At 69.0% G+C, this 23,871-nt stretch carries 25 protein-coding genes; 11 read left to right on the top strand and 14 right to left on the bottom strand.

Going from position 1 to position 23,871, the window contains the following annotated elements; all coding sequences use genetic code 11:
* Positions 1–44 precede the first annotated feature (44 nt).
* Genes J2W78_RS13255 through J2W78_RS13245 form a run of 3 tightly spaced genes read left to right on the top strand, consistent with a single transcriptional unit; the run spans position 45 to position 1,367 of the window.
* On the top strand, positions 45–305 hold the full coding sequence (locus J2W78_RS13255; RefSeq protein ID WP_253371147.1) for a type II toxin-antitoxin system ParD family antitoxin: 261 nt from the start codon (positions 45–47) through the stop codon (positions 303–305).
* Positions 302–598: a type II toxin-antitoxin system RelE/ParE family toxin gene (locus J2W78_RS13250; protein ID WP_253371145.1), complete on the top strand. Its 297-nt coding sequence runs from the start codon at positions 302–304 to the stop codon at positions 596–598. The genes J2W78_RS13255 and J2W78_RS13250 overlap by 4 nt, the downstream gene beginning before the upstream one ends.
* A 31-nt stretch (positions 599–629) precedes the next feature.
* Entirely contained in the window at positions 630–1,367 is a 738-nt protein-coding gene (locus J2W78_RS13245) for an RNA methyltransferase (protein ID WP_253371143.1), read from the top strand.
* A 3-nt stretch (positions 1,368–1,370) separates the two neighbouring features.
* On the opposite strand, the gene J2W78_RS13240 is transcribed toward J2W78_RS13245, so the two are convergent.
* The 8 genes from J2W78_RS13240 to J2W78_RS13205 form a co-directional block, all read right to left on the bottom strand.
* Entirely contained in the window at positions 1,371–1,712 is a 342-nt protein-coding gene (locus J2W78_RS13240) for a hypothetical protein (RefSeq protein ID WP_253371141.1), read from the bottom strand.
* Between the two features lie 29 nt (positions 1,713–1,741).
* Positions 1,742–2,755 (bottom strand): zinc-dependent alcohol dehydrogenase family protein, encoded by a 1,014-nt coding sequence (locus J2W78_RS13235; protein ID WP_253371140.1) that lies wholly within the window; start codon positions 2,753–2,755, stop codon positions 1,742–1,744.
* Between the two features lie 119 nt (positions 2,756–2,874).
* Positions 2,875–4,560 (bottom strand): methyl-accepting chemotaxis protein, encoded by a 1,686-nt coding sequence (locus tag J2W78_RS13230; protein WP_253371138.1) that lies wholly within the window; start codon positions 4,558–4,560, stop codon positions 2,875–2,877.
* A gap of 514 nt (positions 4,561–5,074) precedes the next feature.
* The gene (locus tag J2W78_RS13225; protein ID WP_253371136.1) at positions 5,075–5,623 is read right to left on the bottom strand and encodes a L,D-transpeptidase family protein; all 549 of its coding nucleotides are present in this window, start codon (positions 5,621–5,623) and stop codon (positions 5,075–5,077) included.
* A gap of 7 nt (positions 5,624–5,630) precedes the next feature.
* The gene (locus tag J2W78_RS13220; protein WP_253371134.1) at positions 5,631–6,926 is read right to left on the bottom strand and encodes an O-acetylhomoserine aminocarboxypropyltransferase/cysteine synthase family protein; all 1,296 of its coding nucleotides are present in this window, start codon (positions 6,924–6,926) and stop codon (positions 5,631–5,633) included.
* Between the two features lie 140 nt (positions 6,927–7,066).
* Positions 7,067–7,453 (bottom strand): response regulator, encoded by a 387-nt coding sequence (locus J2W78_RS13215; protein WP_253371132.1) that lies wholly within the window; start codon positions 7,451–7,453, stop codon positions 7,067–7,069.
* 332 nt (positions 7,454–7,785) lie between these two features.
* Positions 7,786–9,183, bottom strand: coding sequence for a heterodisulfide reductase-related iron-sulfur binding cluster (locus J2W78_RS13210; protein WP_253371130.1), 1,398 nt, complete (start codon positions 9,181–9,183; stop codon positions 7,786–7,788).
* A 156-nt stretch (positions 9,184–9,339) separates the two neighbouring features.
* A complete protein-coding gene (locus J2W78_RS13205; RefSeq protein ID WP_253371128.1) occupies positions 9,340–9,708 on the bottom strand; it encodes a DUF6460 domain-containing protein in 369 nt (122 codons plus the stop codon).
* A gap of 222 nt (positions 9,709–9,930) precedes the next feature.
* Between J2W78_RS13205 and J2W78_RS13200 the strand changes: the two genes are divergently transcribed.
* Genes J2W78_RS13200 through pdeM form a run of 3 tightly spaced genes read left to right on the top strand, consistent with a single transcriptional unit; the run spans position 9,931 to position 14,192 of the window.
* Positions 9,931–10,881 (top strand): alpha/beta hydrolase, encoded by a 951-nt coding sequence (locus tag J2W78_RS13200; RefSeq protein ID WP_253371126.1) that lies wholly within the window; start codon positions 9,931–9,933, stop codon positions 10,879–10,881.
* 39 nt (positions 10,882–10,920) lie between these two features.
* Complete coding sequence (locus J2W78_RS13195; RefSeq protein ID WP_253371124.1) at positions 10,921–13,437, top strand: ligase-associated DNA damage response DEXH box helicase; 2,517 nt, start codon at positions 10,921–10,923, stop codon at positions 13,435–13,437.
* Positions 13,438–13,478: 41 nt separating this feature from the next.
* The gene (gene pdeM, locus J2W78_RS13190; RefSeq protein ID WP_253371122.1) at positions 13,479–14,192 is read left to right on the top strand and encodes a ligase-associated DNA damage response endonuclease PdeM; all 714 of its coding nucleotides are present in this window, start codon (positions 13,479–13,481) and stop codon (positions 14,190–14,192) included.
* Between the two features lie 6 nt (positions 14,193–14,198).
* Here the strand turns inward: pdeM and J2W78_RS13185 are convergent, their stop codons facing one another.
* Entirely contained in the window at positions 14,199–14,636 is a 438-nt protein-coding gene (locus J2W78_RS13185) for a DUF3429 domain-containing protein (RefSeq protein ID WP_253371120.1), read from the bottom strand.
* Positions 14,637–14,937: 301 nt separating this feature from the next.
* Between J2W78_RS13185 and J2W78_RS13180 the strand changes: the two genes are divergently transcribed.
* The 3 genes from J2W78_RS13180 (at position 14,938) to J2W78_RS13170 (ending at position 17,379) form a co-directional block, all read left to right on the top strand.
* Entirely contained in the window at positions 14,938–16,263 is a 1,326-nt protein-coding gene (locus tag J2W78_RS13180; RefSeq protein ID WP_253371118.1) for a chloride channel protein, read from the top strand.
* Positions 16,264–16,336: 73 nt separating this feature from the next.
* Positions 16,337–16,516 carry a DUF1328 domain-containing protein gene (locus tag J2W78_RS13175; protein ID WP_056202595.1) on the top strand — a complete coding sequence of 60 codons (180 nt, stop codon included), beginning with the start codon at positions 16,337–16,339 and terminating at the stop codon, positions 16,514–16,516.
* Between the two features lie 17 nt (positions 16,517–16,533).
* Positions 16,534–17,379 (top strand): SDR family oxidoreductase, encoded by an 846-nt coding sequence (locus J2W78_RS13170; protein WP_253371115.1) that lies wholly within the window; start codon positions 16,534–16,536, stop codon positions 17,377–17,379.
* 76 nt (positions 17,380–17,455) lie between these two features.
* Here the strand turns inward: J2W78_RS13170 and J2W78_RS13165 are convergent, their stop codons facing one another.
* The 4 genes from J2W78_RS13165 to ribH form a co-directional block, all read right to left on the bottom strand.
* Positions 17,456–17,671, bottom strand: coding sequence for a hypothetical protein (locus J2W78_RS13165; protein ID WP_253371114.1), 216 nt, complete (start codon positions 17,669–17,671; stop codon positions 17,456–17,458).
* 201 nt (positions 17,672–17,872) lie between these two features.
* Positions 17,873–18,850, bottom strand: coding sequence for a thiamine-phosphate kinase (thiL, locus tag J2W78_RS13160; RefSeq protein ID WP_253371112.1), 978 nt, complete (start codon positions 18,848–18,850; stop codon positions 17,873–17,875).
* 5 nt (positions 18,851–18,855) lie between these two features.
* Positions 18,856–19,377, bottom strand: coding sequence for a transcription antitermination factor NusB (gene nusB, locus J2W78_RS13155; RefSeq protein WP_253371110.1), 522 nt, complete (start codon positions 19,375–19,377; stop codon positions 18,856–18,858).
* On the bottom strand, positions 19,374–19,895 hold the full coding sequence (gene ribH, locus J2W78_RS13150; RefSeq protein WP_253371109.1) for a 6,7-dimethyl-8-ribityllumazine synthase: 522 nt from the start codon (positions 19,893–19,895) through the stop codon (positions 19,374–19,376). Before ribH ends, nusB begins: the two co-directional genes overlap by 4 nt.
* Positions 19,896–20,436: 541 nt before the next feature.
* Here ribH and J2W78_RS13145 point away from each other — a divergent pair.
* Both J2W78_RS13145 and J2W78_RS13140 read left to right on the top strand, forming a co-directional pair.
* Positions 20,437–21,987, top strand: a complete 1,551-nt coding sequence (locus tag J2W78_RS13145) for a UbiA family prenyltransferase (RefSeq protein WP_253371107.1) — start codon at positions 20,437–20,439, stop codon at positions 21,985–21,987.
* Positions 21,987–22,412, top strand: coding sequence for a GtrA family protein (locus J2W78_RS13140; RefSeq protein WP_253371105.1), 426 nt, complete (start codon positions 21,987–21,989; stop codon positions 22,410–22,412). The genes J2W78_RS13145 and J2W78_RS13140 overlap by 1 nt, the downstream gene beginning before the upstream one ends.
* On the opposite strand, the gene J2W78_RS13135 is transcribed toward J2W78_RS13140, so the two are convergent.
* Positions 22,400–23,620, bottom strand: a complete 1,221-nt coding sequence (locus J2W78_RS13135; RefSeq protein ID WP_253371103.1) for a hypothetical protein — start codon at positions 23,618–23,620, stop codon at positions 22,400–22,402. The genes J2W78_RS13140 and J2W78_RS13135 overlap by 13 nt on opposite strands.
* Positions 23,621–23,871 lie beyond the last annotated feature (251 nt).

Below are 23,871 nucleotides of genomic sequence, written 5' to 3'. Positions count from 1 at the left end.
ATAACAGTTATCCTCCCGCTTCCGCAGCGACGGGAGCAGCGACGATGCCGAGTAGCGCCGATCTCGGAACCCGCCTCGAAAGCTATGTCACTTCGCTTGTGAAGGAGGGCCGCTACGGCTCTCGCAGCGAGGTTCTTCGCGAGGGCGTGCGCTTGGTCGAGGAGCGCGAGAAGCGCCTATCGCTGCTCGATGCGGCCCTGGCCCGCGGCACCGCCGATGCCGACGCCGGCCGGGTGACACCGGCCGAAGACGTCAAGGCGCGATTGATCGCCAAATACGAATCAATGTCCGGCCCGGATGCATGATCGTCGTCTTCACCGCCGAGGCTGAAGCCGATCTGGAGCGCATCGGTGACTTCATGGCCGAGGACAATCCGCGCCGGGCGGCCAGCTTCGTCACCGAATTGGTCGAGCGGTGCCTGCAACTCGCCGAGTTTCCCGAAAGCTTTCCGCTGGTACCGCTTCACGCGGATAGCGGCGTGCGGCGGCGCTCCTACGGTTCCTACCTCATCTTCTACCGGGCGCGCAGCGAGCGGATCGAGATCCTGCACGTCATGAGTGGGGTGCGAGATTGGGAATCGCTGCTCTTCCCGGATTGAGGCTGTGATCGCGGCGTGCGAGAGGGCGGCCATGAGCGCCCCCGTCGTCATCCTGGTCGAGCCGCAACTTGCCGAGAACATCGGCATGACCGCCCGCGCCATGGCGAATTTCGGTCTGTCCGAGTTGCGCTTGGTGGCGCCCAAGAACGGCTGGCCGAAGAAGGGCGTGCGTGAGGCGGCGTCCGGCGCGACGTACGTGCTCGATGGGGCTAAGGTCTATGCCACGCTGCCGGAGGCCATCGCCGACCTGCATGGTCTCCTCGCTACCACCGCCCGCGAGCGCGGGCAGATGAAGCGGGTCTTCGCCCCCGAGGACGCCATGACGGCCACCGCCGAGCGAATCGGCCGCGGCGAGCGGATCGGGCTGATGTTCGGGCGCGAGCGGGTGGGCTTGAGCAACGACGAGGTGTCGCTGGCCGACGCTATCGTCACCTTCCCGGTGACGGAGGAATTTCCCTCGCTCAACCTCGCCCAGGCCGTGCTGCTGATGGGCTACGAGTGGCGCCGCGCCGCCGGCCTCGCCACCCTGCGCTTCTCCGGCGAAATGCTCTCGCCGCCCGCCACCCGCGAAGCGATGCTCTCGCTGTTTGCGAGCCTTGAGGAGACTCTGGCGGGCGCCGGCTTCTACCCGCCGGAGAAGCAGGAGATCATCGCCCGCAACATGCGCGACATGCTCCACCGCATGGCGATGACCGAGCAGGACGTGCGCACCTTCCGCGGGGCGCTGCGGGCGCTGAACCGAACGGCTCGCAAGAGCGACGAGGCGTAGGGCTTACCGCTGCACGAGTCCGAAGCGCGTCAGGCAGACATGCTTGGCGAGAGATGCGGGTGCGATCGGCACCGCGGGCGTCGTCCCGTAGGGTTCTCCGGTGGCGGTGTCCTCAGGCGCGCGAAAGGCGCCGGGGACGTAGGTGGTCTCGCACTGCTCGAACTTGTTGCAGACAGCGAGCTTGGTGCAGATCGTCCGGCCTGCCTGCTCGTAGACGTAGTAGGTCGCCCCGGAATAGGGCGGCCGGGGGAAGGACTCGGTCCGCACCGTCGTGACGTCCCCGGCGCTCGCCGCCACCGGCGATACGAGGGCCGCGAGAAGTCCCCATCCGACGCCTGCGCGCATCACCCGCCCCTTCCCCCGACGCCCGAGCATCAATCGATCCGGATCACGATCTTGCCGACATGCGCAGCCTCGGCCAAGGCTTTGAGGGCGCTGGGCGCCTCGTCGAAAGCGTAGACCCGGTCGATCACCGGCTTGATCCCGTGTAGGGCGATCGAGCGGTTCATGTCCTCGAACATCTCCCGTGGGCCGACGGCGACGCCGCGCACGATGCAGCTCGCGCCGAGGATCGCCAGCGGGTCGAACGCCTCGCCCTGGGCCAGCAGGCCGATCAAGCCGATATGCCCGCCGGGCCGGGTCGAGGCGATGGAACGCGGAAGCGTCCCGGTGCCGCCGACCTCGACCACGTGATCGACGCCTGTTCCGCCGGTCAGCCGGCGCACCTCGCTCTCCCAATCGGGATGGGCGCGATAGTTGATGGTCTCGTGCGCGCCGAGCGCGCGGGCCCGCTCCAGTTTGGCATCGCTCGACGAGGTCGCGATGACCCGCGCCCCGGCCGCGTGGGCGAGCTGGATCGCGAAGATCGAGACGCCGCCGGTGCCGAGCGTCAGCACCGTTTCGCCGGCCCGCAGAGCTTTCAGCCCGTAGAGTGCATTCCAGGCCGTCACAGCCGCGCAGGGCAAAGTCGCCCCTTCCTCGAAGCTGAGATGATCGGGCAGCGTGACCAACCCGTCCTCGTCGAACACCTGATACTCGGTCAGCACCCCGTCGATGGCGCCGCCGAGCGCGGTCTGCCACGTGTCGGGTACCTGCGCGCCGCCGAGCCAGCTCTGGGAGAAGATGCCGGCGACCCGCTCGCCGCCGGTGAAGCGGCGCACGCCGTCGCCCAGCGCGACGATCTCGCCGGCCCCGTCCGAGAGCGGGATCAACCGGTCGAGATTGACCGCGAACGGGTAACGGCCCTGGCAGATCAGCAGGTCGCGGTAATTGAGGGAAGCCGCACGGATTCGCACCAGAACCTGCCCGCGGCCCGGTTCGGGTGTCGGGCGCTCGGCACTCTTCCAACTGTCGAGGCCGGCGGCGGCGGACATCTCGTAGGCGCGCATGGCGGTCTCTCCTGCGGTTTCGCATCTGGGTCGGACGCAGGCGAATATGGGAAAGAGGCCGCCGGAAGGCGACCTCTTCGTCACGACACGCCAGCCCGTCCCCCGGGCTCCGGCCTCGTTTAGGCTGCCCGCACCGTCGCCAGGAAGCGGCTCACTTCCGCCGAGAGCTGCTCGGACTGGCGCGACAACTCGGAGGCCGCGCCGAGCACTTGGCCCGCCGCCGCGCCGGTCTCTTCGGAGGCGCGGGCAACGCCGGCGATGTTGCTCGTCACCTCGGCCGTGCCGGTCGAGGCTTGGGAGACGTTGCGCACGATTTCCTGCGTCGCCGCGCCCTGCTGCTCGACCGCCGCGGCGATGCCGGTGGCGACGCCGTTGATCTCGCGGATGCGGCCGGAAATGCCGCCGATGGCCGAGACCGCCTGATCGGTCGCGACCTGGATCGTGCCGATCTGCTGCGCGATTTCGCTGGTTGCCCGCGCGGTCTGGTTGGCGAGTTCCTTGACCTCGGCGGCGACCACCGCGAAGCCGCGGCCAGCCTCCCCGGCACGGGCCGCCTCGATGGTGGCGTTGAGCGCCAACAGGTTGGTCTGTCCGGCAATCGTCGAGATCATCGACACCACGTCGCCGATCTTGGCAGCCGCGCTCGACAGGTTCTGGACCAGACCGGCGGTCTGGTCGGCTTCGCCGACCGCAGCCTGGGCGAGGTCGGACGAACTGGCCACCTGCCGGCCGATCTCGTGCACGGAGGCGCCGAGTTCCTCCGCTGCGGCCGCGACGGTCCCCACATTGGTCGCCGCCTCTTCGGCCGCGGAGGCCACGGTGACGGATTGCGAGGCCGTCTCGTCGGCGGTTCCCGACATGGTCTTGGCCGTCGCCTGCAACTCGGTCGCCGCCGAGGTCACGCTGCCGATGATCCCGCCGACGGCCGCCTCGAAGCTGTCGGCCATCGCCCGCATCGCGGCCTTCCGCTGCTCCTCGGCCGAAGCGCGGGCGAGCGCCGTCTCGGCTTCCAGGGCACGGGTGCGGATCAGGTTATCCTTGAACACCTGGACGGCGGCGGCCATCGCACCGATCTCGTCCCGGCGCTGACGGTACGGCACGGGTGTCTCGACGTCGCCCGCAGCGAGCGAACCCATCATGCCGGTGATGCCGGTGATCGGCCGCGAGATCCGCAGAAGGCCGAACGCCATCGCAAAGAGGGCGAAGAGCACGGCGATGGCCATCGTGACGATCGCGGCGATCGAAGCGGTCTCGACATTGCCGACCGCGGCGGATGCGTCGCGCGTGGAGCCGTCGCGATTGAGGGTGATCGCGCGGGCGATCACTTCGCTCGCTTGGCCGTACACGGAGAGCAGGCCCGGTCCGACCAGTTCCGCCATGGCCTCCCGCTGCTGGCCCCGCTCCATCATCGCGATGATATGACGGCTCGCCTCATCGTAGCGGGACCACAGCTCGGAAAACTGCGTGTAGAGTGCGCGCTCCTCCGGGGACGAGATCAGGGGCTCGTAGCGCTTGCGCGCCGCCGCCATGTCGGCCACCGCCCGCTCGTAAAGGTTCCGGTTCGCAACCAGCGCCTCGGGATCGATCGATGTCGTGACGATCCGATACTGCCGCAGGCGCATCTGGCTTGCAGCCGTCCCCATCTCGTTGACGGCGACGACGGATGGAAGCCAGTTGGTGGCAACCGCATCGACACCTCGGCGGATCGACGACAGCTCCATGAGGGATACGGCGCCCTGGCCGATCGTAATGAGCGTGACCCCGCCGAACAGGGCAACGAGAGCAGCTTTGAGAGAGAAGCGCATCGGAGGGGAGAGGCGCGTAAGATGCTGAAGTGTCCGCCGCGCACGGATCATCCAGGTCTGCTGACAAAAAAGTGATAAATGAAATTTCTTAACGAGAGGATTAAAATGACCCCTCCCGTTACTTGGGACAAGCCTCTCTCAGCGGGTCGAAGATGCTACTTAAGTCGCAGCTTTCTTCAGTTGCAGGCTATGGGTGACGTAGACCAGCTCTGAACTCTATCAATATGTGTCTTTCGCAACCGAGCGATTTATGGATTAGTTTTCTCAGTAACTGAAATCATCATATGAAATTCGGTCGATTTTCTGACCATAAGCAATGGGTAAGGCACGTTTTTGCGAAACAAAATGATCGCAAAAATCCAACGTCGGAGACCAAGGCGCAGCAAACAATATCGACTTGGAAGTATTTGGAGGCCCGCATCCGACGCAATTAGTCAGTCGGTAGGTGTACCCCGGCGTCGAGCGCAGATCCTCTTCCGTCGATCCATCGTGCCAGCCGCGTAAGCCGCAATGGTCAGGGTCTGATCTCGATCGGCGTGCCGACATCCACGCGGGCGTAGATTGCGCGCATCTCGGCATTGGTGACGCCGACGCAGCCCTGGGTCCAGTCCCTCAGCCGATGCAGGTGGCCGAGCCAGGAAAAGCCGTTCATCAGCCCGTGGATCATGATGTCCCCGCCGGGCGGATAGCCTCCGGCCCGTGCCACCGCCGCATCGGCCGGGGAAGGGTAGGACACCTTGAGCGAGAGATGGGCGACGCTACGCGGATTGCGGAACGCGATCGCATAGACGCCCTCGGGCGTGCGCCCGTCGCCTTCGCGCGCCTTGTGCCCTTCCGGCGCGAAACCGAGCGACACCGGGTAGGTCGCGAGCACACGCCCCTCGCGCAGCAGGGTCAGCCGGCGCGCCGCCTTCTCCACGAGAACGCGGTCGGCGCGCTCGGCCTCGGCCACCAGCGGGGGCTCGGTGCGGCCGACTTGCAGGAAGTCGGCGAGGACGACGGCACCGGAGCCGAGGACGGCGAGGCCTCCGATCACCGCAGCGATGCGCCCGCGCCGTCCCATCGCGGCGTTAGCCGATCTTCGCGAGGGCCTGCTCGATATCGGCGATGAGATCCTCGGGATCCTCCAGGCCGATCGAGAGACGTACGGTCTCGGGGCCGACGCAGGCCGCCGCGCGCTCCTCGGGGCGGAGCTGACGATGGGTCGTGGTGGCCGGATGGATCACGAGCGACTTGATCTCGCCGATGTTCACGAGGTGCGAGACCAGTTCCAGGTTCGCGATGAACGCCAGGGCCGCCGGCTCGCCGCCCTTCAGCGCGAAGGTGAAGATCGAGCCCGGCCCCTGCGGCACGTAGCGGTTGGCCAGCGCCTCGCCCTTCTGGCCGGGAAGCGCCGGGTAGCTCACCCACTCCACGGCCGGATGGTCCTTGAGGTAGGCGGCCACCGCCTTGGCGTTGGCGCAGTGGCGGGCCATTCGCAGCGGCAGGGTCTCGATGCCGGTGAGCGTGAGGAAGGCATTCATCGGCGAGAGGCCGGGGCCGAGGTCGCGTAGGCCGAACAGGCGGCAAGCCACGGCAAAGCTGATCTCGGGAAAGCGATCGCTGACGATCAGCCCGTCATAGTCCGGCCAGGGATCGTTGATGAGGTTGTAGCGCGAGCCCTGCGCCTTCCAATCGAAGGTGCCGGCATCGCAGATCATGCCGCCGATCACCTGGCCCGAGCCGCCGAGGAACTTCGAGGTCGAGTGGACCACGATGTCGGCGCCGTACTCGATCGGGCGGATCAGGGCGGGCGAGGCCAGAGTGTTGTCGATGACGAGCGGCAGGCCGTGGCGCTTGGCGACCGCGGCGATGCGCTCGATATCCATCACCGTAGCGCAGGGATTGACGATCGATTCGCAGATGATCGCCTTGGTCTGCGGCGTGATCGCGGCCTCGAACGCCTCCGGCGTCAGGTCCGCGGCGAAGTGCGGCGTCAGGTCGTAGCGCCCTTCGAGGCGGCGCATCAGGCCGAGCGAGCCGCCGAACAGACGCGGGGAGGCGACATAGGCGTCGCCCGTTTGCATCAGCGTCATCATCACCAGCAGCACCGCCGACTGCCCGGACGAGACGGCGACCGCCGCCTTGGCACCCTCCAATGCGGCAACCCGGCGCTCGAGCGCGGCGACCGTCGGGTTCGAGCCGCGCGAATAGGAGAAGCCGGTCTTGCGCATGGCGAAGATGTCGGCGGCCTGCTCGGTCGAGTCGAAGACGAAGCCGTTGGTGAAGTAGATCGGCTGCACCCGCGCGCCGGTGGCGGGATCGGGGGCGGCGCCCGCATGGACCGCCTGCGTGGCGAAGCGGAGGGTTTTTGGCTCGGCGGTCATGGCGGGACCTGAACTGATCGGTCTGTCGGCGCGCGGAGTACGCCGCTCTCACGCGCCTTCTGCCGCGAAACGACCCGCGGCGAAACCCGCGATTGGCCCCTGCGCGCATCGGCCATGCGCGCAACGTCTGCGGAACGCGGTCAGGCCGCGCTCTTGAGGCAGGCCTTGAGGGTGCGCACGAGCATGGTCGGCGCGTAGGGCTTGGGGATGAAGCGTGCGCCGTCGGGCATGTCGCCGGGGCCGGGGGTTCCCATGCCTGAGACGATCAGCACCGGGATCTCCGGCCAGCGGTGGGCGACGAGGCGGGCCAGAGCGAAGCCGTCCATCGAGCCCATCGGCATGTCGACATCGGTCATGACGATCCCGACATCGGGCCGGCCCTCCAGCAGGTCGAGCGCCTTGTCGGCATGATGCGCTTCGATGACGTTGAACCCGGCCTCCGCCAGCGTGTCGGAGGCCTCCATCAGCAGCAGACCGTCATCTTCGACGAGGAGGACGACGGGCGACTCTGTCGGGTTCTCTGTCATAAGCCTGCAAACGATTTCGGACCGACACTGGTTGCGGGCCTAATTCGCACCTGCAGCGAGGTCAAGGAAGGGATGACCCGCAATTGTGCAGAGCGGGATAGTCAACCTTGACCTTACATCGACCGGCGATGACCCCGATTGCCTCGCAATTGCGGGGCGGCGAGCGTCGGTCCGATGCCCTGTCAATTGGTCTCATACCAAATCCGTTTGATCCCTTCGGGATGGCGGATTTGGGCTTCGGCGGGATCCCATCGCGCTGGCGCGATCAACACCCTCCTCAAGCGCCGCGCGGGCTTGATGATACGGTCCCCGCTTGGATCAAGCGAACCGTATCAGGCATGCGCCGGGACGGGTGCCGGCCGCACCGACAGATGCGCCAGCGCCTCCGGCCGCGGCCCGCCGGTCGCCCAGTCGAGCAGTTCGACCGTATGCAGGATCGGGATGTCGGTGCCCTTCCCGATCTGGGTCGCGCAGCCGATGTTGCCGGTGGCGATGATGTCGGGCCGGACGCGCTCGATGTTGGCGACCTTGCGGTCACGCAACCGGGCGGCGATCTCCGGCTGGAGGATGTTGTAGGTGCCGGCCGAGCCGCAGCAGATGTGGCCCTCCGGCACGTCCTTGACCGTGAAGCCCGCCTTCTTGAGGAGGGTCTTCGGTTCGGTGCGGATGGCCTGCCCGTGCTGCATCGAGCAGGCGGAATGATAGGCGACCACGAGGTCGGTATCCTCCACCGGCGGCAGCAGGCCGATCTCGGCCATGTACTCGGTCACGTCCCTCGCGAGACCTGAGACCCGCGCAGCCTTCTCGGCATAGGCCGGGTCGTCTCGGAACATGAAGCCGTAATCCTTGATCGTCGTGCCGCAGCCGGACGCGGTGACGACGATGGCATCGAGGCCGGGCCCGTCCATCTCGGCGATCCAGGCGTCGATCGTGCGTTTGGCGTGGCCGTGGGCGTTGTTCTCCTTGCCCATGTGGTGGGTCAGTGCGCCGCAGCAGCCCTCGCCCTTGGGCAGGACCACCTCGACCCCGTGGCGGTTGAGCAGGCGGATCGCCGCCTCGTTGAAGTCCGGCCGCAGCACGCTCTGGGCGCAGCCGCGCAGCAGCGCGACCCGGCCGCGGCGTTTGGCCGGCGCCTTGTCCTCACCGGTCTGGAAGAGGTCGCTGATCTCCTGCGCCGACGTGTCGGCGGGGAAGGTGCCGGGCCGGTCGGTGCGGTTGCGGTTCGGCAGTTGCGCCGGGGCGAGGTCAAGCATCGCCGCGAGCCGGTTGCCGACCCGCGGCAGACGGGCGACCAGCGGCCGGAACGGCGACCCGATCTTGGCCGCGAGCAAGGCAAGCCGGAAGCGGTTCGGGTAGGGCAGGACGAAGGCCAGCACCGCGCGCAAGGCGCGGTCGGAGAGCGGGCGCGCGTAGGTCTTCTCGATATGCGTGCGGGCGTGATCGACGAGATGCATGTAGTGCACGCCCGACGGACAGGTCGTCATGCAGGACAGGCACGAGAGGCAGCGATCGACGTGCTTGACCACCTCGCGGCTCGCCGGCTTGCCGCCCTCCAGCATGTCCTTGATGAGGTAGATGCGGCCGCGGGGTGAATCGAGTTCGTCGCCGAGCAGGAGGTAGGTCGGGCAGGTCGCGGTGCAGAATCCGCAATGCACACAGGTGCGCAGGATCTTCTCCGAGGCCGCCATGGCGGGGTCGGCGAGCTGCTCGGGGGCGAAATTGGTCTGCACGACACGCCTCGATGCGGTTTCTTGCTTCTCGCTCGAGTCTTAGAACCGTTCGCGCGGGCGAGGCAATCGGAACGGTTCTAACCTGTTGCTGTGTCGCACGTCCTCACACCGAGGGCCGGCGCGCCGGTCCGGAGGGATCGACCCGGCGAGCCGGCGTCACCGGTCCCGCGAGACGGTGAGCACGCGGGCGATCAACCAGATCGGCACCACCACCACCGCGCCCGCGAGGATCCAGCGGCCGAAATCGTGGAAGGTGTCGAGCCCGAGTTCGATCAAGGAGCGGGTGAAATCGTAGAGCTGCCAGAACAGCAGGCCCGGCGTCAGGCCGAACATCGCCATCACCGCACCGACGAGCACGGACAGGAACAGGAGCTTCACGAACACCGCCGCGGGCGAGCCGCCGAGGAAGCGGTTGAGGCCGGAGCGTCGGCGGGGGGCCCCATAGCGCGGCTCGACGCGCGGATCGGCCGGGTAGGCGCCGGAGTCGAGCGGGGCGCGGCGCCGCGAGTCGTGATCGCCGATCATTCTGCCGATATCCTTGCTGGGCCTTGGCACGATGGGTCGTGGCACCCTCGCAACGGCGTTGCTGCTTCGCCACACCTCTGCGAAACCGGGACGCCGCCGCATCATTCGACGCATTCGGGGTAGCAGCCAGATGGCATCCTCGAACGTTCCGCTCAAGATGGCAGGCTTCATCCGGCCCTGCCGGCTCCCGTTGACCCGATAAAGCGCGACCTGATTCCGGCCATGATCGACCACGCTCTGTTCGACCCGGCGACCATCGATGCCGAGACGAAGGCGCTCAATGCCGAGATCGTGGCCGCCCACGCCGCCCAGGCCGACCCATGGTCGCTGCCGATCGAGCAGGTGCGCGCGCGCCGCCGGGCGGGCACGCAGGCCTCCCCCGCCATGCCGCGCAGCCCGCGCGCCGAGACCCTGACCATCGAAGGGCCCGCCGGCCCGCTGGCACTGCGGGTGATCCGCCCGCAGGGTAAGGCACGGGGCGCCTACCTGCACATCCACCGGGGCGGCTGGGTCTGGGGCGCGGCCGACGAGCAGGACCCCTGGCTCGAGCGTATCGCCGACACCTGCGGCTTCGTCTGCCTCTCGGTCGAGTACCGGCTGGCGCCGGAGCATCCCTATCCCGCCGCGCTCGAGGATTGCGAGGCCGCCGCCCTCTGGCTCGCCGGCCCAGGCCGGGCGGAACTCGGCGTCCACGCCCTGACCATCGGCGGCGAATCCGTCGGCGCGCATCTCGCGGTGATGACGCTGCTGCGCCTGCGCGACCGGCACAACCTGCCCCGCGCCTTCCGCGGCGCCAACCTCAATGCCGGCTTCTTCGATCTCGGCTTGACCCCGAGCGTGCGGCTGTGGGGTGAGGAACGCCTCGTCATCAACACCACCGACCTCAAGCGCTTCGCCGACGGCTACGTGCGTGAGGGCATCGACCGGCGCCGGCCCGACGTGTCACCGCTCTACGCCGACCTGAAGGGTCTGCCGCCGGCCCTGTTCACCGTCGGCACCGCCGATCCGCTGCTCGACGACACACTCTACATGTCGGCCCGATGGGCGGCGGCCAACAATGGCGGCCACACCGCGGTCTATGCCGGCGGCTGCCACGTCTTCGTGCGCTACCCCAGCGCGCTGACCGAACGGGCCCTGGAGCTGATCGACCGCTTCCTGATGGCGCTGGCGTGACGCGGTGACGCCGCGCCGCGCACGTTCTACCTGAGCCGGGTGCCTGCGCCCCCAGACCTTCCGCCGCGCTTTTCCGCGTGGTTCGCCTCCCGCGGCTGGTCCCCCCGCCCGCACCAGCTCGAATTGCTCGCGACCGTCCGGGGTGGATCGTCGGCGCTGCTCGTCGCCCCCACGGGAGCGGGCAAGACGCTGGCCGGCTTCCTGCCGAGCCTGGTCGAGCTGAGCGAGCGGCAAGGGAGTAAGAATGGGAGCAAGGGCAGCAAGGCGAAGGGGCTCCACACCCTCTACGTCTCGCCGCTCAAGGCGCTTGCGGTCGATATCGCCCGCAACCTCGAAGCGCCGATCGAGGGCATGGAACTGCCGGTCACGGTCGAGACCCGCACCGGCGACACGCCCGCACACAAGCGCGCGCGCCAGATCCAGCGCCCGCCCGACATCCTGCTCACCACGCCCGAACAGCTCTCGCTGCTGCTCGCCCACCGCGAGGCGGAGGCGTTCTTCGCCGGGCTGAAGACGGTCGTGCTCGACGAGCTGCACGCGCTCGTCACCTCGAAGCGCGGCGATCTCCTCGCCCTCGCCCTCGCCCGCGTGCGACGGCTGGCGCCGGAGGCCCGCGCCATCGGCCTCTCGGCCACCGTGCGCGAGCCGGACGAACTGCGAAAGTACCTCGTCGGTCAGGTGCCGGGCGAGGACCGCCGGGCCGAGCTCGTCGTGGTGAAGGGCGGCGCTAAGCCCGACCTGCACATGCTCGAAGTGAACCGCACGCTCCCGCTCGCCGGCCACACCGCGTGGCACTCAATGCCGGCGATCTACGACCTGATCCGGGCGCACCGCATGGTGCTCGTCTTCGTCAACACCCGGCTCCAGGCCGAGTACACCTTCCAGGAGCTGTGGCGGCTCAACGACGACACCTTAGCCATCGCCCTGCATCACGGCTCGCTCGACGCCACGCAGCGACGCCGGGTCGAGGCGGCGATGGCGGCGGGGCAGTTGCGCGCCATCGTCTGCACCGCGACGCTCGATCTCGGCATCGACTGGGGCGATGTCGATCTCGTGGTCAATCTCGGCGCGCCGAAGGGCGCGAGCCGGATCATGCAGCGGATCGGCCGGGCCAACCACCGCATGGACGAGCCCTCGAAGGCCTATCTCGTCCCCGGCAACCGCTTCGAGATGCTGGAGTGCCGCGCGGCTCTCGACGCGGTGGGGGAGGCGGCCCAGGACACCCCCGACGCCCGCCTCGGCGCCCCCGACGTGCTCGCCCAGCACGTGCTCGGCATGGCCTGCGCCGACGCCTTCGATCCCCTCGAACTCTACGACGAGGTGATTTCGGCCGCGCCCTACGCGACGTTGAGCTGGGAGGATTTTGAGGCAGTGGTCGATTACGTCGCCACCGGCGGCTACGCATTGCGCGCCTACGAGCGCTTCGCCAAGATCCTGCGGGGCGCCGACGGCAAGTGGCGGGTGCGGGACGCGCGGGTGGCGCAGCAATACCGCATGAACATCGGCACCATCGTCGAATCGACCCACATCAAGGTGCGCATGGCCCGCAGCCTGCGCGCCAAGCCCGGAACCGTGCTGCCGAAGGGCGGGCGGACGCTCGGCGAGATCGAGGAGGATTTCGCCGAGACGCTCACCGTCGGCGACACCTTCCTGTTCGCGGGTGAGGTGTTGCGCTTCGAGGGGCTGGCCGAGGATGAATGCCTCGTCACGCGGGCCGGGCCCGGCACCGATCCGGCGATTCCCTCCTATGCCGGCTCGAAGTTCCCGCTCTCGACCTTCCTCGCCGCCCGCGTGCGGGCGATCATCGCCGACCCGTTCGAGTGGGACCGCCTGCCACGCCAACTCGCGGATTACCTCGCGCAGCAGCGCCGCCACTCCGTGTTGCCGGGCGAGCGCGACCTGCTGGTCGAGACCTTTTCGCGGGCCGGGCGCCACTACCTCACGGCTTTCCCGTTCGAGGGGCGGCTCGCCCACCAGACGCTCGGCATGCTGCTGACCCGGCGCCTGGAGCGCGCCCGGCTGCGCCCGCTCGGGTTTGCCGCCAACGATTACGGCATCGCCATCTGGTGCACGAAGGATCTGAGCGAGCGCGCCGCCCTCTCGCCCGGCTTCATGGAGGCCCTGTTCGACGAGGACATGCTCGGCGACGACTTGGAGGCCTGGCTCGACGAGTCGGCGATGATGAAGCGCACCTTCCGGCAATGCGCGGTGATCGCCGGGCTGATCGAGCGGCGCTTTCCCGGCCAGAAGAAGACCGGCCGGCAGGTCACGATCTCGACCGACCTGATCTACGACGTGCTGCGCCGCCACCAGCCCGACCACCTGCTCCTGCGCGCCGCGCGGCAGGATGCGGCAACCGGACTCCTCGACGTGACCCGCCTCGGCATGATGCTGAGGCGGATCCGGGGGCGAATCACCCATAGGGCGCTCGACCGGGTCTCGCCGCTCTCCGTATCCGTCATGCTCGAAATCGGGCGCGAGCGGGTCTACGGAGAGGGGGCCGACGAGATCCTGGCCGAGGCCGAAGCCGAGCTTCTCCAAGAGGCGCTCGGCTGACGCGGCGTGCCGCCTCCTCCACGAAGCTTGGGAAGACAACGTTGGCACTCGGCCAGAGACTCGAGAAGACCGTGAAGGGCACCGACCTTGCGCTCGCCGGGGAGGCGCTGAGCCTCGACCGAACCGGCGCCCTGTGGCTGCCCGAACACCGCACCCTGGTGGTGTCGGACCTCCATCTGGAGAAGGGCTCGTCCTTCGCCGCCCGCTCGGGCCAGTTCCTGCCGCCCTACGACACCCGCGAGACCCTGAGCCTTCTGCACGAGGTGATCCAGCGGCTCGATCCGGCCTGCGTGGTCGCGCTCGGCGATTCCTTCCACGATGCCCGCGGCCCCGAGCGGATGGAGCCCGGCGACCGGGCAATGATCGCCGCGCTTCAGGAAGGCCGCGACTGGGTCTGGATCGCCGGCAACCACGACGCGGCGGTGAGCGAGGGCGTCGGCGGGCGCTACTGTGAGACGGTCTCCGTCGGCGGCCTGACGTTGCGGCACGAGCCGCTGGCAGGCGCCGAAGCAGGCGAGATCGCCGGCCACCTGCACCCCTGCGGAAAGGTCACCATGCGTGGCCGCTCGGTGCGCCGCCGCTGCTTCGTGAGCGACGGACACCGCCTCGTCATGCCGGCCTTCGGCGCCTACACGGGCGGCCTCAACGTGCGCGACGCCGTCTTCGAGCCGCTCTTCCCGAAGGGGTTTACGGCCTACCTGCTCGGGGACGGGCGCGTCTTCGCCATCGGCCGGACGATGCTCGGGCGGGATTGAACCGGGTCACGCTGCCACCAACAGCGCCGCGCCTGCGACCGCCGACAGGGCCAGCCGCAGGCGGCCCATCCAGACCGGGACCATGCCGCGGCGGGGAAGGTCCTGATCGACGATGCCCCAAAGCAGCACGAGCGCGCCGAGGATCCGGAGATCCCAGGGCGGCGGCGCGGCGAGCGCCGCCCAGGCGAGCAGCGAAGGCACGATCGCGAGTCCGTAATCGCGCCAGCCCGCATCCCGAGCCGCCGCCGCGCCCCAGCGGATGCCGCCGAGGAACGAAGCGATCACCGCCCCGTAGGCCGAGAGGATGGTGCGCGGCGACAGGCCGATGGTGCCGAGCCCGACATCCGTGCCGCTGACCGAAAGGGCCGCAAAGCCCACGAACGGAATCAACCCCGCGATACCGAGAAGGACCGCGCTCGCGGGTACCGTGGTCAGCCGCCCCATGCCGTCTCCCTGGCTGCTTGCCGCGCGGCCCGGTTCGGCCGGATCCGCGCCTTGCCCGCGTCGACTGCCGGCGACTCGAGACCCCGCATGGGTCACCGGAAGCCGGGGATGTCATGAAGCTTTCTAAACGCGCAGATCCTCATCCATCCCGCAACCGGGACCATTTGTTGCAGCGCCCGGTGTCATCCTCCCCATTGGAGGGGACGTTCGGGCCGGATCATCGCTCGGCAGCGATGGCCCTGCGCCGATTTCACGGGCAGGGTGTGGGCGACACGGCCCATCCCTTGCCTGATCCATCCCGATGCCGCTGCGACCCACGGACCTGAGACCAGCCCTGTCGCGGCTGCGCGGTGCCTCCGGCGATGCGTGGACGACCTGGCGCCGACGGAGCCTGTTCCTGGCAGGCGGCGTCTGCGTCGGCCTCGCCGCGGTGCTGATGGCCAAGGCGGCCGATGCGGCGCAGGAGGTGTTCCACCATGGGCTCCACGTCTCGCCCGCCCTGGCGCTTCTGCTGTGCCCGGCCGGCTTCGCGCTCGCCGCGTGGCTCGCCCGCGCCGTCTTCCCGAATGCGCAGGGCTCGGGCATCCCGCAGGTGATCGCCGCCCGCGCCCTGGATGCCGGGCCCGCGCGCGATGCGCTGGTCTCGCTCAAGGTCGCGGCGGGCAAGATCGTCGTGATGTGCCTCGGCCTCCTGTGCGGCGCCTCGATCGGCCGCGAGGGGCCGACCGTGCAGGTCGGCGCGGCGATCATGGCCGCCTTCGGGACTTTGAGCCCGGAGCGGATGCGGGGCCTGCTGCTCGCGGGCGGTGCGGCCGGGGTGGCGGCGGCCTTCAACACGCCGCTGGCCGGCATCGTCTTCGGCATCGAGGAACTCGGCCGGGCCTATGACAGCCGCGGCAGCGCGCTGATCGTCGCCACCATCGTCGCCGCCGGACTGACCTCGCTCGCGATCCTCGGCGACTACAGCTATTTCGGCACGTCGGACGCGCAACTCTCGCTGGCCGCCGGCTGGCTCGCGGTGCCGCTGCTCGGCGTCGCGGGCGGCCTCGCAGGCGGATTGTTCAGCCGCATCGTCATCGCATTCGGCCGCGGCCTGCCGGGACGGGCGGGCGCGATGATCGGGCGCCATCCCGTGCTGTTCGCGACCTTGTGCGGGCTCGGGGTCGCCCTGTGCGGGCTCGCCTCCGGCGGCACCGTCTACGGCACCGGCTACGAGGAGGCGCGGGCCCTCCTCCATGCCGGGGGCGACCCGCGCTGGGACTTCGCCCCACTCAAGTTCCTGGCGACCGTCCTGTCCTCGATCAGCGGCATTCCCGGCGGTCTGTTCGCGCCGTCGCTGGCCGTCGGCGCCGGGCTGGGCGCGGAGGCGAGCCTGTTCCTGCCGGGCGTGCCGGTCGGCGCGCTGGTGCTGATCGGCATGACCGCCTACCTCACCGGCGTGCTCCAGGCGCCGATCACCTCCTTCGTCATCGTCACGGAGATGACCCAGAACCACGCGATGATGATCCCGCTGATGCTGGCGGCGCTGATCGCGGATGCGGTGTCGAAGCTGGTTTGCCGCGGCGGCCTCTATCACACCCTGGCGGAGGTGCTGGTGCGTCGGGCGGCCGGAGAACGAAGCGCGTAAAGCGCGGGCCGCGACGGAACGCCGCCGGCCCATTGACCGTTACTGCTCCGCTTTTGTTTCGGAGTGAACTGCCATGACGCTTCTCAAATGGGCCGCCATCGCCTTCGTGATCTCGCTCGTCGCCGGCGGCCTCGGCTTCACCGGCATCGCCTCCGGCGCGAGTTCGATCGCCCGCATCCTGTTCGGCCTCTTCCTCGTGCTCGCCATCGTCATCGTGGTGATCGCGCTGGCCATCGGTCAGGCGGTGTTCTGAGCCGCCGGCTCGATCCCGTGCGCCTCGACGGTCGCACCGCCCTCGTCACCGGCGCCTCCTCCGGGATCGGCGCCGAGACGGCCCTGGGGCTCGCCCGCCTCGGGGCGCGGGTGGGCCTCGTCGGGCGCGACCGTGAGCGCACGGAACGCGCCGCCGCGCATCTGCGCCGGGAGACCGGCGGCGCGGCGGATGTCTTTCTCGCCGACCTGTCGAGCCAAGCCGAAATCCGCCGGCTCGCGGGCGAGGTAAGCGCGCGCTACCCCGCCCTCGACCTCCTCGTGAACAATGCCGGCGCGATCTTCTCGGAGCGCCACGTCACGGTCGATGGCATCGAGCGGACCTGGGCCCTCGACCATCTCGCCTACGTGCTGCTGACGCACGAATTGCGTCGCCCGCTCGAAGCTGCACCCCGCGCCCGCATCGTCAACCTCGCCTCCGCCGCCCATACCCGCGGGCGCATCGACTTCGACGACCTCGGCGGCGAGCGCCGCTATTCGGCGATGAAAGCCTACGCCCAGGCCAAGCTCGGCAACGTGCTGTTCACCACTGCGCTCGCCCGGCGTCTGGCGGTCGGCGGCATCACCGTCAACGCGGTGCATCCGGGCGTCGTGGCGAGTGACTTTGCCAAGAACACGAGGGGCGGGCTCGGCTTCGCCTGGAGCCTGATCCGCCCGTTCCTGATCTCGACCGAGGCCGGCGCCAAGACCTCGCTCCACGTCGCCACCGCGCCCGAACTCGACGGCGTGAGCGGGCGATACTTCGCCAAGAGCCGCGAGACCGCCTCGTCCGCCCTCAGCCGGAACGAGGCGTTGCAGGAGCGGGTCTGGGCCCTGAGCCGGCGCCAAGCCGGCATCGAGACCTGACCCGGTCTCCGGGCGGACACCGTCGTGTCCCTCGAAGAATGCCCGCCGCCGCAATCGGGCGTTCCGTGAGGCAGGCCTACTCGGCCCCCTTCTTCGTGTTGTTCTCCTTGCTCTTCTGCATGTGGGCGCGACGGTTCTCTTCGAACTCGTCGACGCTCGACTGATTTTTCGTCGCCGCGCTCGCAGGCTCGGCTTTGCTCCCCTTGGCGCTTTCGGCCTGTACGATCGTGGGCAGAGCTGCGGCACCGGCCACGACGGCGGCAGCGATCAGGAACTTGGAAACATGCTGCATCAGTAAGATCTCCTGTGTCGACCCAAATATAATGCAGCACTCCCGAACCGACGCAACGGATAACTGCACAATGCAGCAATTTATAAAAATATTATAATCTTATATTGTCACGCGACGAATGTGTATTTCTCAAAATCGAGTCGTCAGAACAGAACTTCGGCCTCGCACTGCCTGATTCACGCAGTCAGCGGCGTCGGCATGTCAGAAGTGGCTGAACGAGGCGCGCGCGAAATCCATCGCGCGCCCGTGCGCATCGCGAAAGCGCGGCGGTCCGTCGCCGGCTTCCACGGTGCCGATCTCGGCCACGGGCACCCCGGCGGCCCGCGCCTCGGCCAGGAGCGCGCTCACGGAATCGGGCGGCACCGCACAGAGGATCTCGTAGTCGTCCCCGCCGGTCAGGGCCGTATCGATCCGGCGTGCATCGCCGGCGATGGCCGCCTGCGCCGCCGGTGAGAGCGGCACCCCCGGTACGTCGATCCGGGCGGTCAGGCCGGTGCCATCGAACATCTTCGTCAGATCGCCCGCAAGTCCGTCCGAGACATCCATGGACGCGCGGGCGTGGCGACGCAGCACGGGGACGAGCGCCAGCCGCGGGCGCGGGTGAAGGTAGCGATCGAGGAGCGTATCGCGGTGAAGCGGTGCCAGCGCGGGATCGGGCACGAGCCGCAGGGCGAGGCCCAAAGCCGCGTCGCCGATGGTGCCGCTGACGCAGAGCCGGTCGCCGGCCCGCGCCGCCTGCCGCCGCAGGATTGCGCCCGTCGGCACCTCGCCGAAGGCGGTCACGCCGATGAGCGCCGGGCCGCCGGAGCGCACGGTGTCGCCGCCCAGCAGTAGGCAGCCATGGGCGCGGCTCGCCATGCCGAGACCCTCGGCGAAATCCGCGAGCCACGCTTCGGTCCAGTCGTCCGGCAGAGCGAGGGTCAGGAGGAAGCCGCGCGGGCTGGCGCCCTTGGCGGCCAGATCCGACAGGTTCACGCCGAGCGCCTTGGCAGCGATGGAGCCGGGCGGGTCGTCGGGGAAGTAATGCACGCCGGCCACGATGGCGTCGGTCGTCACCACGAGGTCGTGGCCAGGCGTCGGTGTCAGGCTCGCAGCGTCGTCACGCAGGCCTTCGGCGCCGGGGCCGCTGAGCGGCGCGAAGTAGCGCGCGATCAGCGCCTCCTCGCCCGCGCGCGCCATGCCGGTCAGCCCTTCTTCGCCGTCACCGGGCCGGGGGCGGCCGGGATGCCGAACTCGGTGGAGCGCACCTCGCGCCCGACCCGGTCGAGCACCGCGTTGACCATGCCGGGCTCGTCACCGCCGTAGAAGCTGTAGGCGACCTCGACATATTGCGAGATCGCGGCGCGGGCCGGCACGTCGCGGCGGAACATCAGTTCGTAGGCGCCCGCCCGCAGGATCGCGCGCAGCACGGCTTCCAGCCGCCGCAGAGGCCAGCCCTTGGCCAGCGCCGCATCGAGCTTCGGGTCGATGGCGCGCTGCTCCTCCACGGCGCCGCGGAGCACGTCGCGGAAGAACGCGATCTCGGCCGGCGGGTGGACGACGCCGTCGATCTCCTGACCGATCCAGAACGCCTCGAACTCGGCGAGCGCCTCAATCACGCCCTTGTCCGAGATCTCCATCTCGTAGAGCGCCTGCACCACGGAGAGGCGGGCGCCGGTGCGGGCGTTCGGCTTCGGCTGGGCCGGTGTCGCGGCAGGTTCAGTCATCGGGCGGGTTCCAGGTTGGCGGCGCGCTTGATGGCGAGGAGGCTCAGAGCCGCCTCCGCGGCACCGCCGCCCTTGTTCATCTCGGAGACCCGGGCGCGGGCGAGCGCCTGCTCCATGGTCTCCACGGTGAGGATGCCGTTGCCGAGCGGCAGGTGCTCGGCCACGGAAAGGTCCATCAGCGCGCGGGCGCTCTCGCCCGCGACGATGTCGTAGTGGCCGGTCTCGCCGCGGATGACGCAGCCGAGCGCGACCGCCGCATCGTAGGGGCCGCCGGCCTTGCGGCCGGCTTCCATCAGGATCGCGATGGCGGCGGGGATCTCAAGCGCACCCGGCACCGTGAAGACCCGCGCCTCGGCGCCGACCGCCTCGATCGCTGCGCGGGCGCCCGCCAACAATTCGTCGGCGATGTCGTCGTAGTAGCGCGCCTCCACCACCAGCACGCGGGTGCCAGCGAGACTTTCGAGGATGCTCTCGGACGTATCCTTGGGCGCGTCCGCGTCCCGGCGTTGGGAGACCATGCGACTGTCGTTCCGGGGCGAGTTCACGAATGTTCGGGGCGGGCCGGAGGGTTAGCGCAAGTGCCGCGGGCTCCACAAGCGGCACGGGACGCAGGCCGGACAATTGCTCGAAGAGCGACGACGCCCCCGCCGGGCGCGAAGAGCGCCGCGCGGAGCGAAAACGAAGGTCGCTAGAACATCGTCCTGGATACCGGATCCAGGACGATGTTCTAGCCTTTTGTTTTTGCATCATCTTTTTCCGAAAGCCGGAAGCCACCTTTCAGGATGATGCTCCAGCGCTTGAGGCCGGACGGGAAACGGCGTGATCGCCTGCGAGCGAGCATTTCGTACGCGGCGCAGGCCCGGTGTGCCGGAGCGGCGACAGGCGCATTTCAGCGGAAATGGAAAGGTTTGATCAATCAAATGGAGCCGAAGTCTCGCCGCCACAACCTGTGATGACATCCATTAACCCGCCCGAAGTCGATCCCGGCGATAGATTGTCGAACGCAAGGTTGCGGGCGCTCGACCATCGATCCCGCACTGGAAACGGGGGTTATCCAGCATGGCGACGGCGCACGCGCAAAGGGTGGAGACGGCTCCGATCCTGATCGAGGACGGGGTCTCGGCCCCGCGGCCGGTGCCGCTGGTGATCGACCTCGACGGCACACTGCTGCGCACCGATCTGCTGCTGGAAGGGATCATCGCGCTGCTGCGGCGCAACCCGCTGATGCTGCTCCTGATGCTGCTGTGGCTGCCGCGGGGCCGGGCCTTCTTCAAGCGCCGCATCGCGGAAGGCGCCGTGCTCGACGTCGCGACCCTGCCGGCCAACGCGGCGCTGCTCGCGCATATCGAGGCGCAAAAGGCTGCGGGCCAGCCCATCGTGCTCGCCACCGCCGCCGACGAGCTGATGGCGCTGCGCGCCCTGCGGCGCTTTCCCGTCTTCGACCGGGTGGTCGCGAGCGACGGGGTGCGGAACCTCAAAGGGGAGGCCAAGGCCGCGCAGCTCCGGACGCTCTACCCGCAGGGCTTCGACTACGCGGGGGATGCCGCGGCAGACCTTCCGGTCTGGGCCGCAGCCCGGCGGGTGATCGTCGTGGGCGCCTCCGGTCCCGTGCTCCGCGCGGCGCGGCGGCTCGGCAAGGGGCTGGGCAAGCCGGTCGAGGAATTTCCCGCCGCCTCGCGTTCGCGCGCGCTGCTCAAGGCCCTGCGCCTGCACCAATGGGCCAAGAACGCCCTGGTCTTCCTCCCGCTCGTCCTCGGCGGCCGGGCAGGGGAGGCGCAGGCCTGGGGGAGCGCAGGTCTGGCCTTCCTCGCGCTCGGGCTCGTCGCCTCGGCAAGCTACCTGCTGAACGATCTGCTCGACCTCTCCCACGACCGGGCACACTGGTCGAAGCGCGAGCGCCCCCTGGCGAGCGGCCGGCTTCCGATCGCAACCGGTCTGGCGGCGCTGGTGCTCGGCCTCGCGGGCGGATTGGCGGTTGCGGCCTGGGCCGGGGCGGCGGTGCTGACCGGCGTGCTCGCCTATCTCGCCCTGACGCTGACTTACTCCGCGTGGCTGAAGCGGGTGCCGATGCTCGACGCGCTGACGCTCGGGAGCCTGTTCTCGCTGCGCATCGCGGTCGGCGTCGCGGCGGTCTCGGTGGCGTGGTCGCCCTGGCTCCTGACTTTCTCGATGTTCCTGTTCACCTCGCTGTCCTTCGCCAAGCGCCACACCGAGCTGCGCGGGGCTGTGCGGCGGGGGCAGGCCGGCACCATTGCCGGGCGCGGCTATGAGCCGGCGGACGAGCCGGTGGTGCTCGCCTTCGGCATCGCCTCCGGGCTCGCCAGCGTCGTCATCTTCATCCTGTATCTCGCCAACGAGGCGTTCCGCCACGCCGTGCTTGCCGCGCCGCTGGCCCTGTGGAGCTTCCCGCTGATCCTCGTCCTGTTCATGGGCCGGGTCTGGTTGCTGGCGGGCCGCGACGCGCTCCACGACGACCCGGTCGCCTTCGCGGTCAAGGACCGCCCGAGCCTCGTGCTCGCCGGCGTGGCCGGTCTCGCCTTCGCGGTGGCGGCCTTCGGCCTGCCGCCCGCTCTCCTGCCCAGCCTCCCGCCGCAGGGGTTGGTGCCGTGATGAGAAGCGAGGTCGTCCGCTTCCTGATCGCAGGCGGCTCGGCGGCGGCGATCAACTGGCTCGCCCGGATTCTGCTCTCCCTGGTGCTGCCGTTCGAGGCGGCCCTGATCGTGGCCTACGGCATCGGCATGGCCGCCGGCTTCTGGCTCTACCGCGCCTTCGTGTTCCGGGCGGCTGCGCGCGGCTCGCTGCGAGGACAGCTTGCCCTGTTCCTCGCGGTCAACGCCATCGGCGCCGCCGTCGTCCTCGCGGTCAGCACGCTGATGATCGACGGCCTGAAAGGCCTGCTGCCGGATCTAAAGCCGGCCGCGCGCCAAGCCCTCGGCCACGGCGTCGGCATCGCCGTCGGCGCTGTGGCGAACTATCTCGGCCACCGGCTCCTCACCTTCGCCTCGGGCCCGCGCGCCGCGCCTCAGAGCCTGTAGAGCGAGAGCAGCGTCACAACGGCGAGGTTGGCGACGACGCCCCAGGTGACGAGGATCGGCAGGGCGGCGAAAGCTGCCGGGCGTTCCCCGCGCACCATCAGCACGATCAGGATCGGCAGCCAATCGAGGGCGTAGCGCTGGGTCGCGATCTGCTCGGCGCCGTTCGAGTGGTAGAACAAGGTGATCCCGGCGATGACCGCGATGGTCGCCGCCCCGGCGGCGAAGACCCGGTCGAGCCGCGCGTAGAAGACCAGCAGCAGCCAAGGGCTCGCCACGAGTAGTGCCGTGCCGGCCTTGTCGAAGCCGACGAGTTCCGTCAGCCGAGGGCCGCCAAACTCGAAATGAATTCCCTGAAGGAACAGGTAGAGCATGTTGAACAGCAGGTAATCGCGCGAGAACAGGCCGCCCTCGGTGATACGCCGCCAGATGAAGCTCTCCTGGCCGGGATTGTGGATGAAGGCGTAGCCGGTCTCGAACGGGCTTCCGAAGCGCGCGGCGTTGTAGGCGCAGTAGACGGCGAGGGCGGCCGCGACGAACAGGCCCGCCAGCATCGCGGATTTCGCCACCGAGGCCGGGTTCGCCAGTAGCGGGCGCCCGCGGGGCAGAGCGAGAACCAGCAGGAACAGCGGGTAGAAGATCGCCATCTGCCGGCACAGGAAGGCGAGGCCGACGAACAATCCGGCGAGCGGCAGCGAACCCCGACAGATCACCGCCCAAAGGCTCAGCGTCATCATCAGGAAGCCGACGGTCTGGGAGAAGAACCAGACGCCATCGGAGCGTAGCGTGACCTGATAGAGCGGGCTCGCGAAGGCGAGCGCGGCCAGCAGCCACAACGCCTGCCCGCGCTCGACCTCCAGCGCGCGGAAGATGCGGCTCCAGGCCAAGAGGCTCAGGGCCGACAGGCCCAAACCGAGAAGCACGAAGCCCTTGAAGCCGGGAAATCCGAACAGGGCCACGAACGGCGTCAGCAGCAGTGCCGGCAGGGGCGGGAAGATGATGTAGGTGCGCCCCTCGAACACGGCGCAATCGATCTCGGGGCAGCGCTCGACCCAGAGCCGGCCGTGCAGGAACGCGTCGGCGAGCGCCCCGTGCGAGTTGAAGCCGGCATCGCGCAGCGCCCCCCGCCCCAGAAGGAGGGCGAGGAGGAGGGCACCGCTCAGCGCGGTCAGCACCGCCAGCACCCGGTCGCGGGGTCCTGTAACCGTCATGGTGGCCACCGCCCTCTCACGAAACGATCCCGAATCGACACGGGAGATTTGATGGGAAGGGTTAAGTCTTCCTCACGAATAAGCCAGTGGGCCTCCTCGCGAAGACTGATCGAGCCGCAGACGCATCCCGTGCTCACCCGACGTGGAGGCCGACCGGCGCGATGCGCCGGCTCGTTCTGCCTCCTTGAAAAGGTTTCCGCCGATCTGGGACGGTGGTGCATTGCCGAGGACAGGGACTGACGGCAAGTCTC

The sequence above is a fragment of the Methylorubrum extorquens genome (assembly GCF_024169925.1).
Lineage (GTDB): Bacteria > Pseudomonadota > Alphaproteobacteria > Rhizobiales > Beijerinckiaceae > Methylobacterium > Methylobacterium extorquens_A.
Note: the sequence above shows the minus strand (reverse complement) of the source record. Positions and strands in the feature narration are given on the sequence as shown.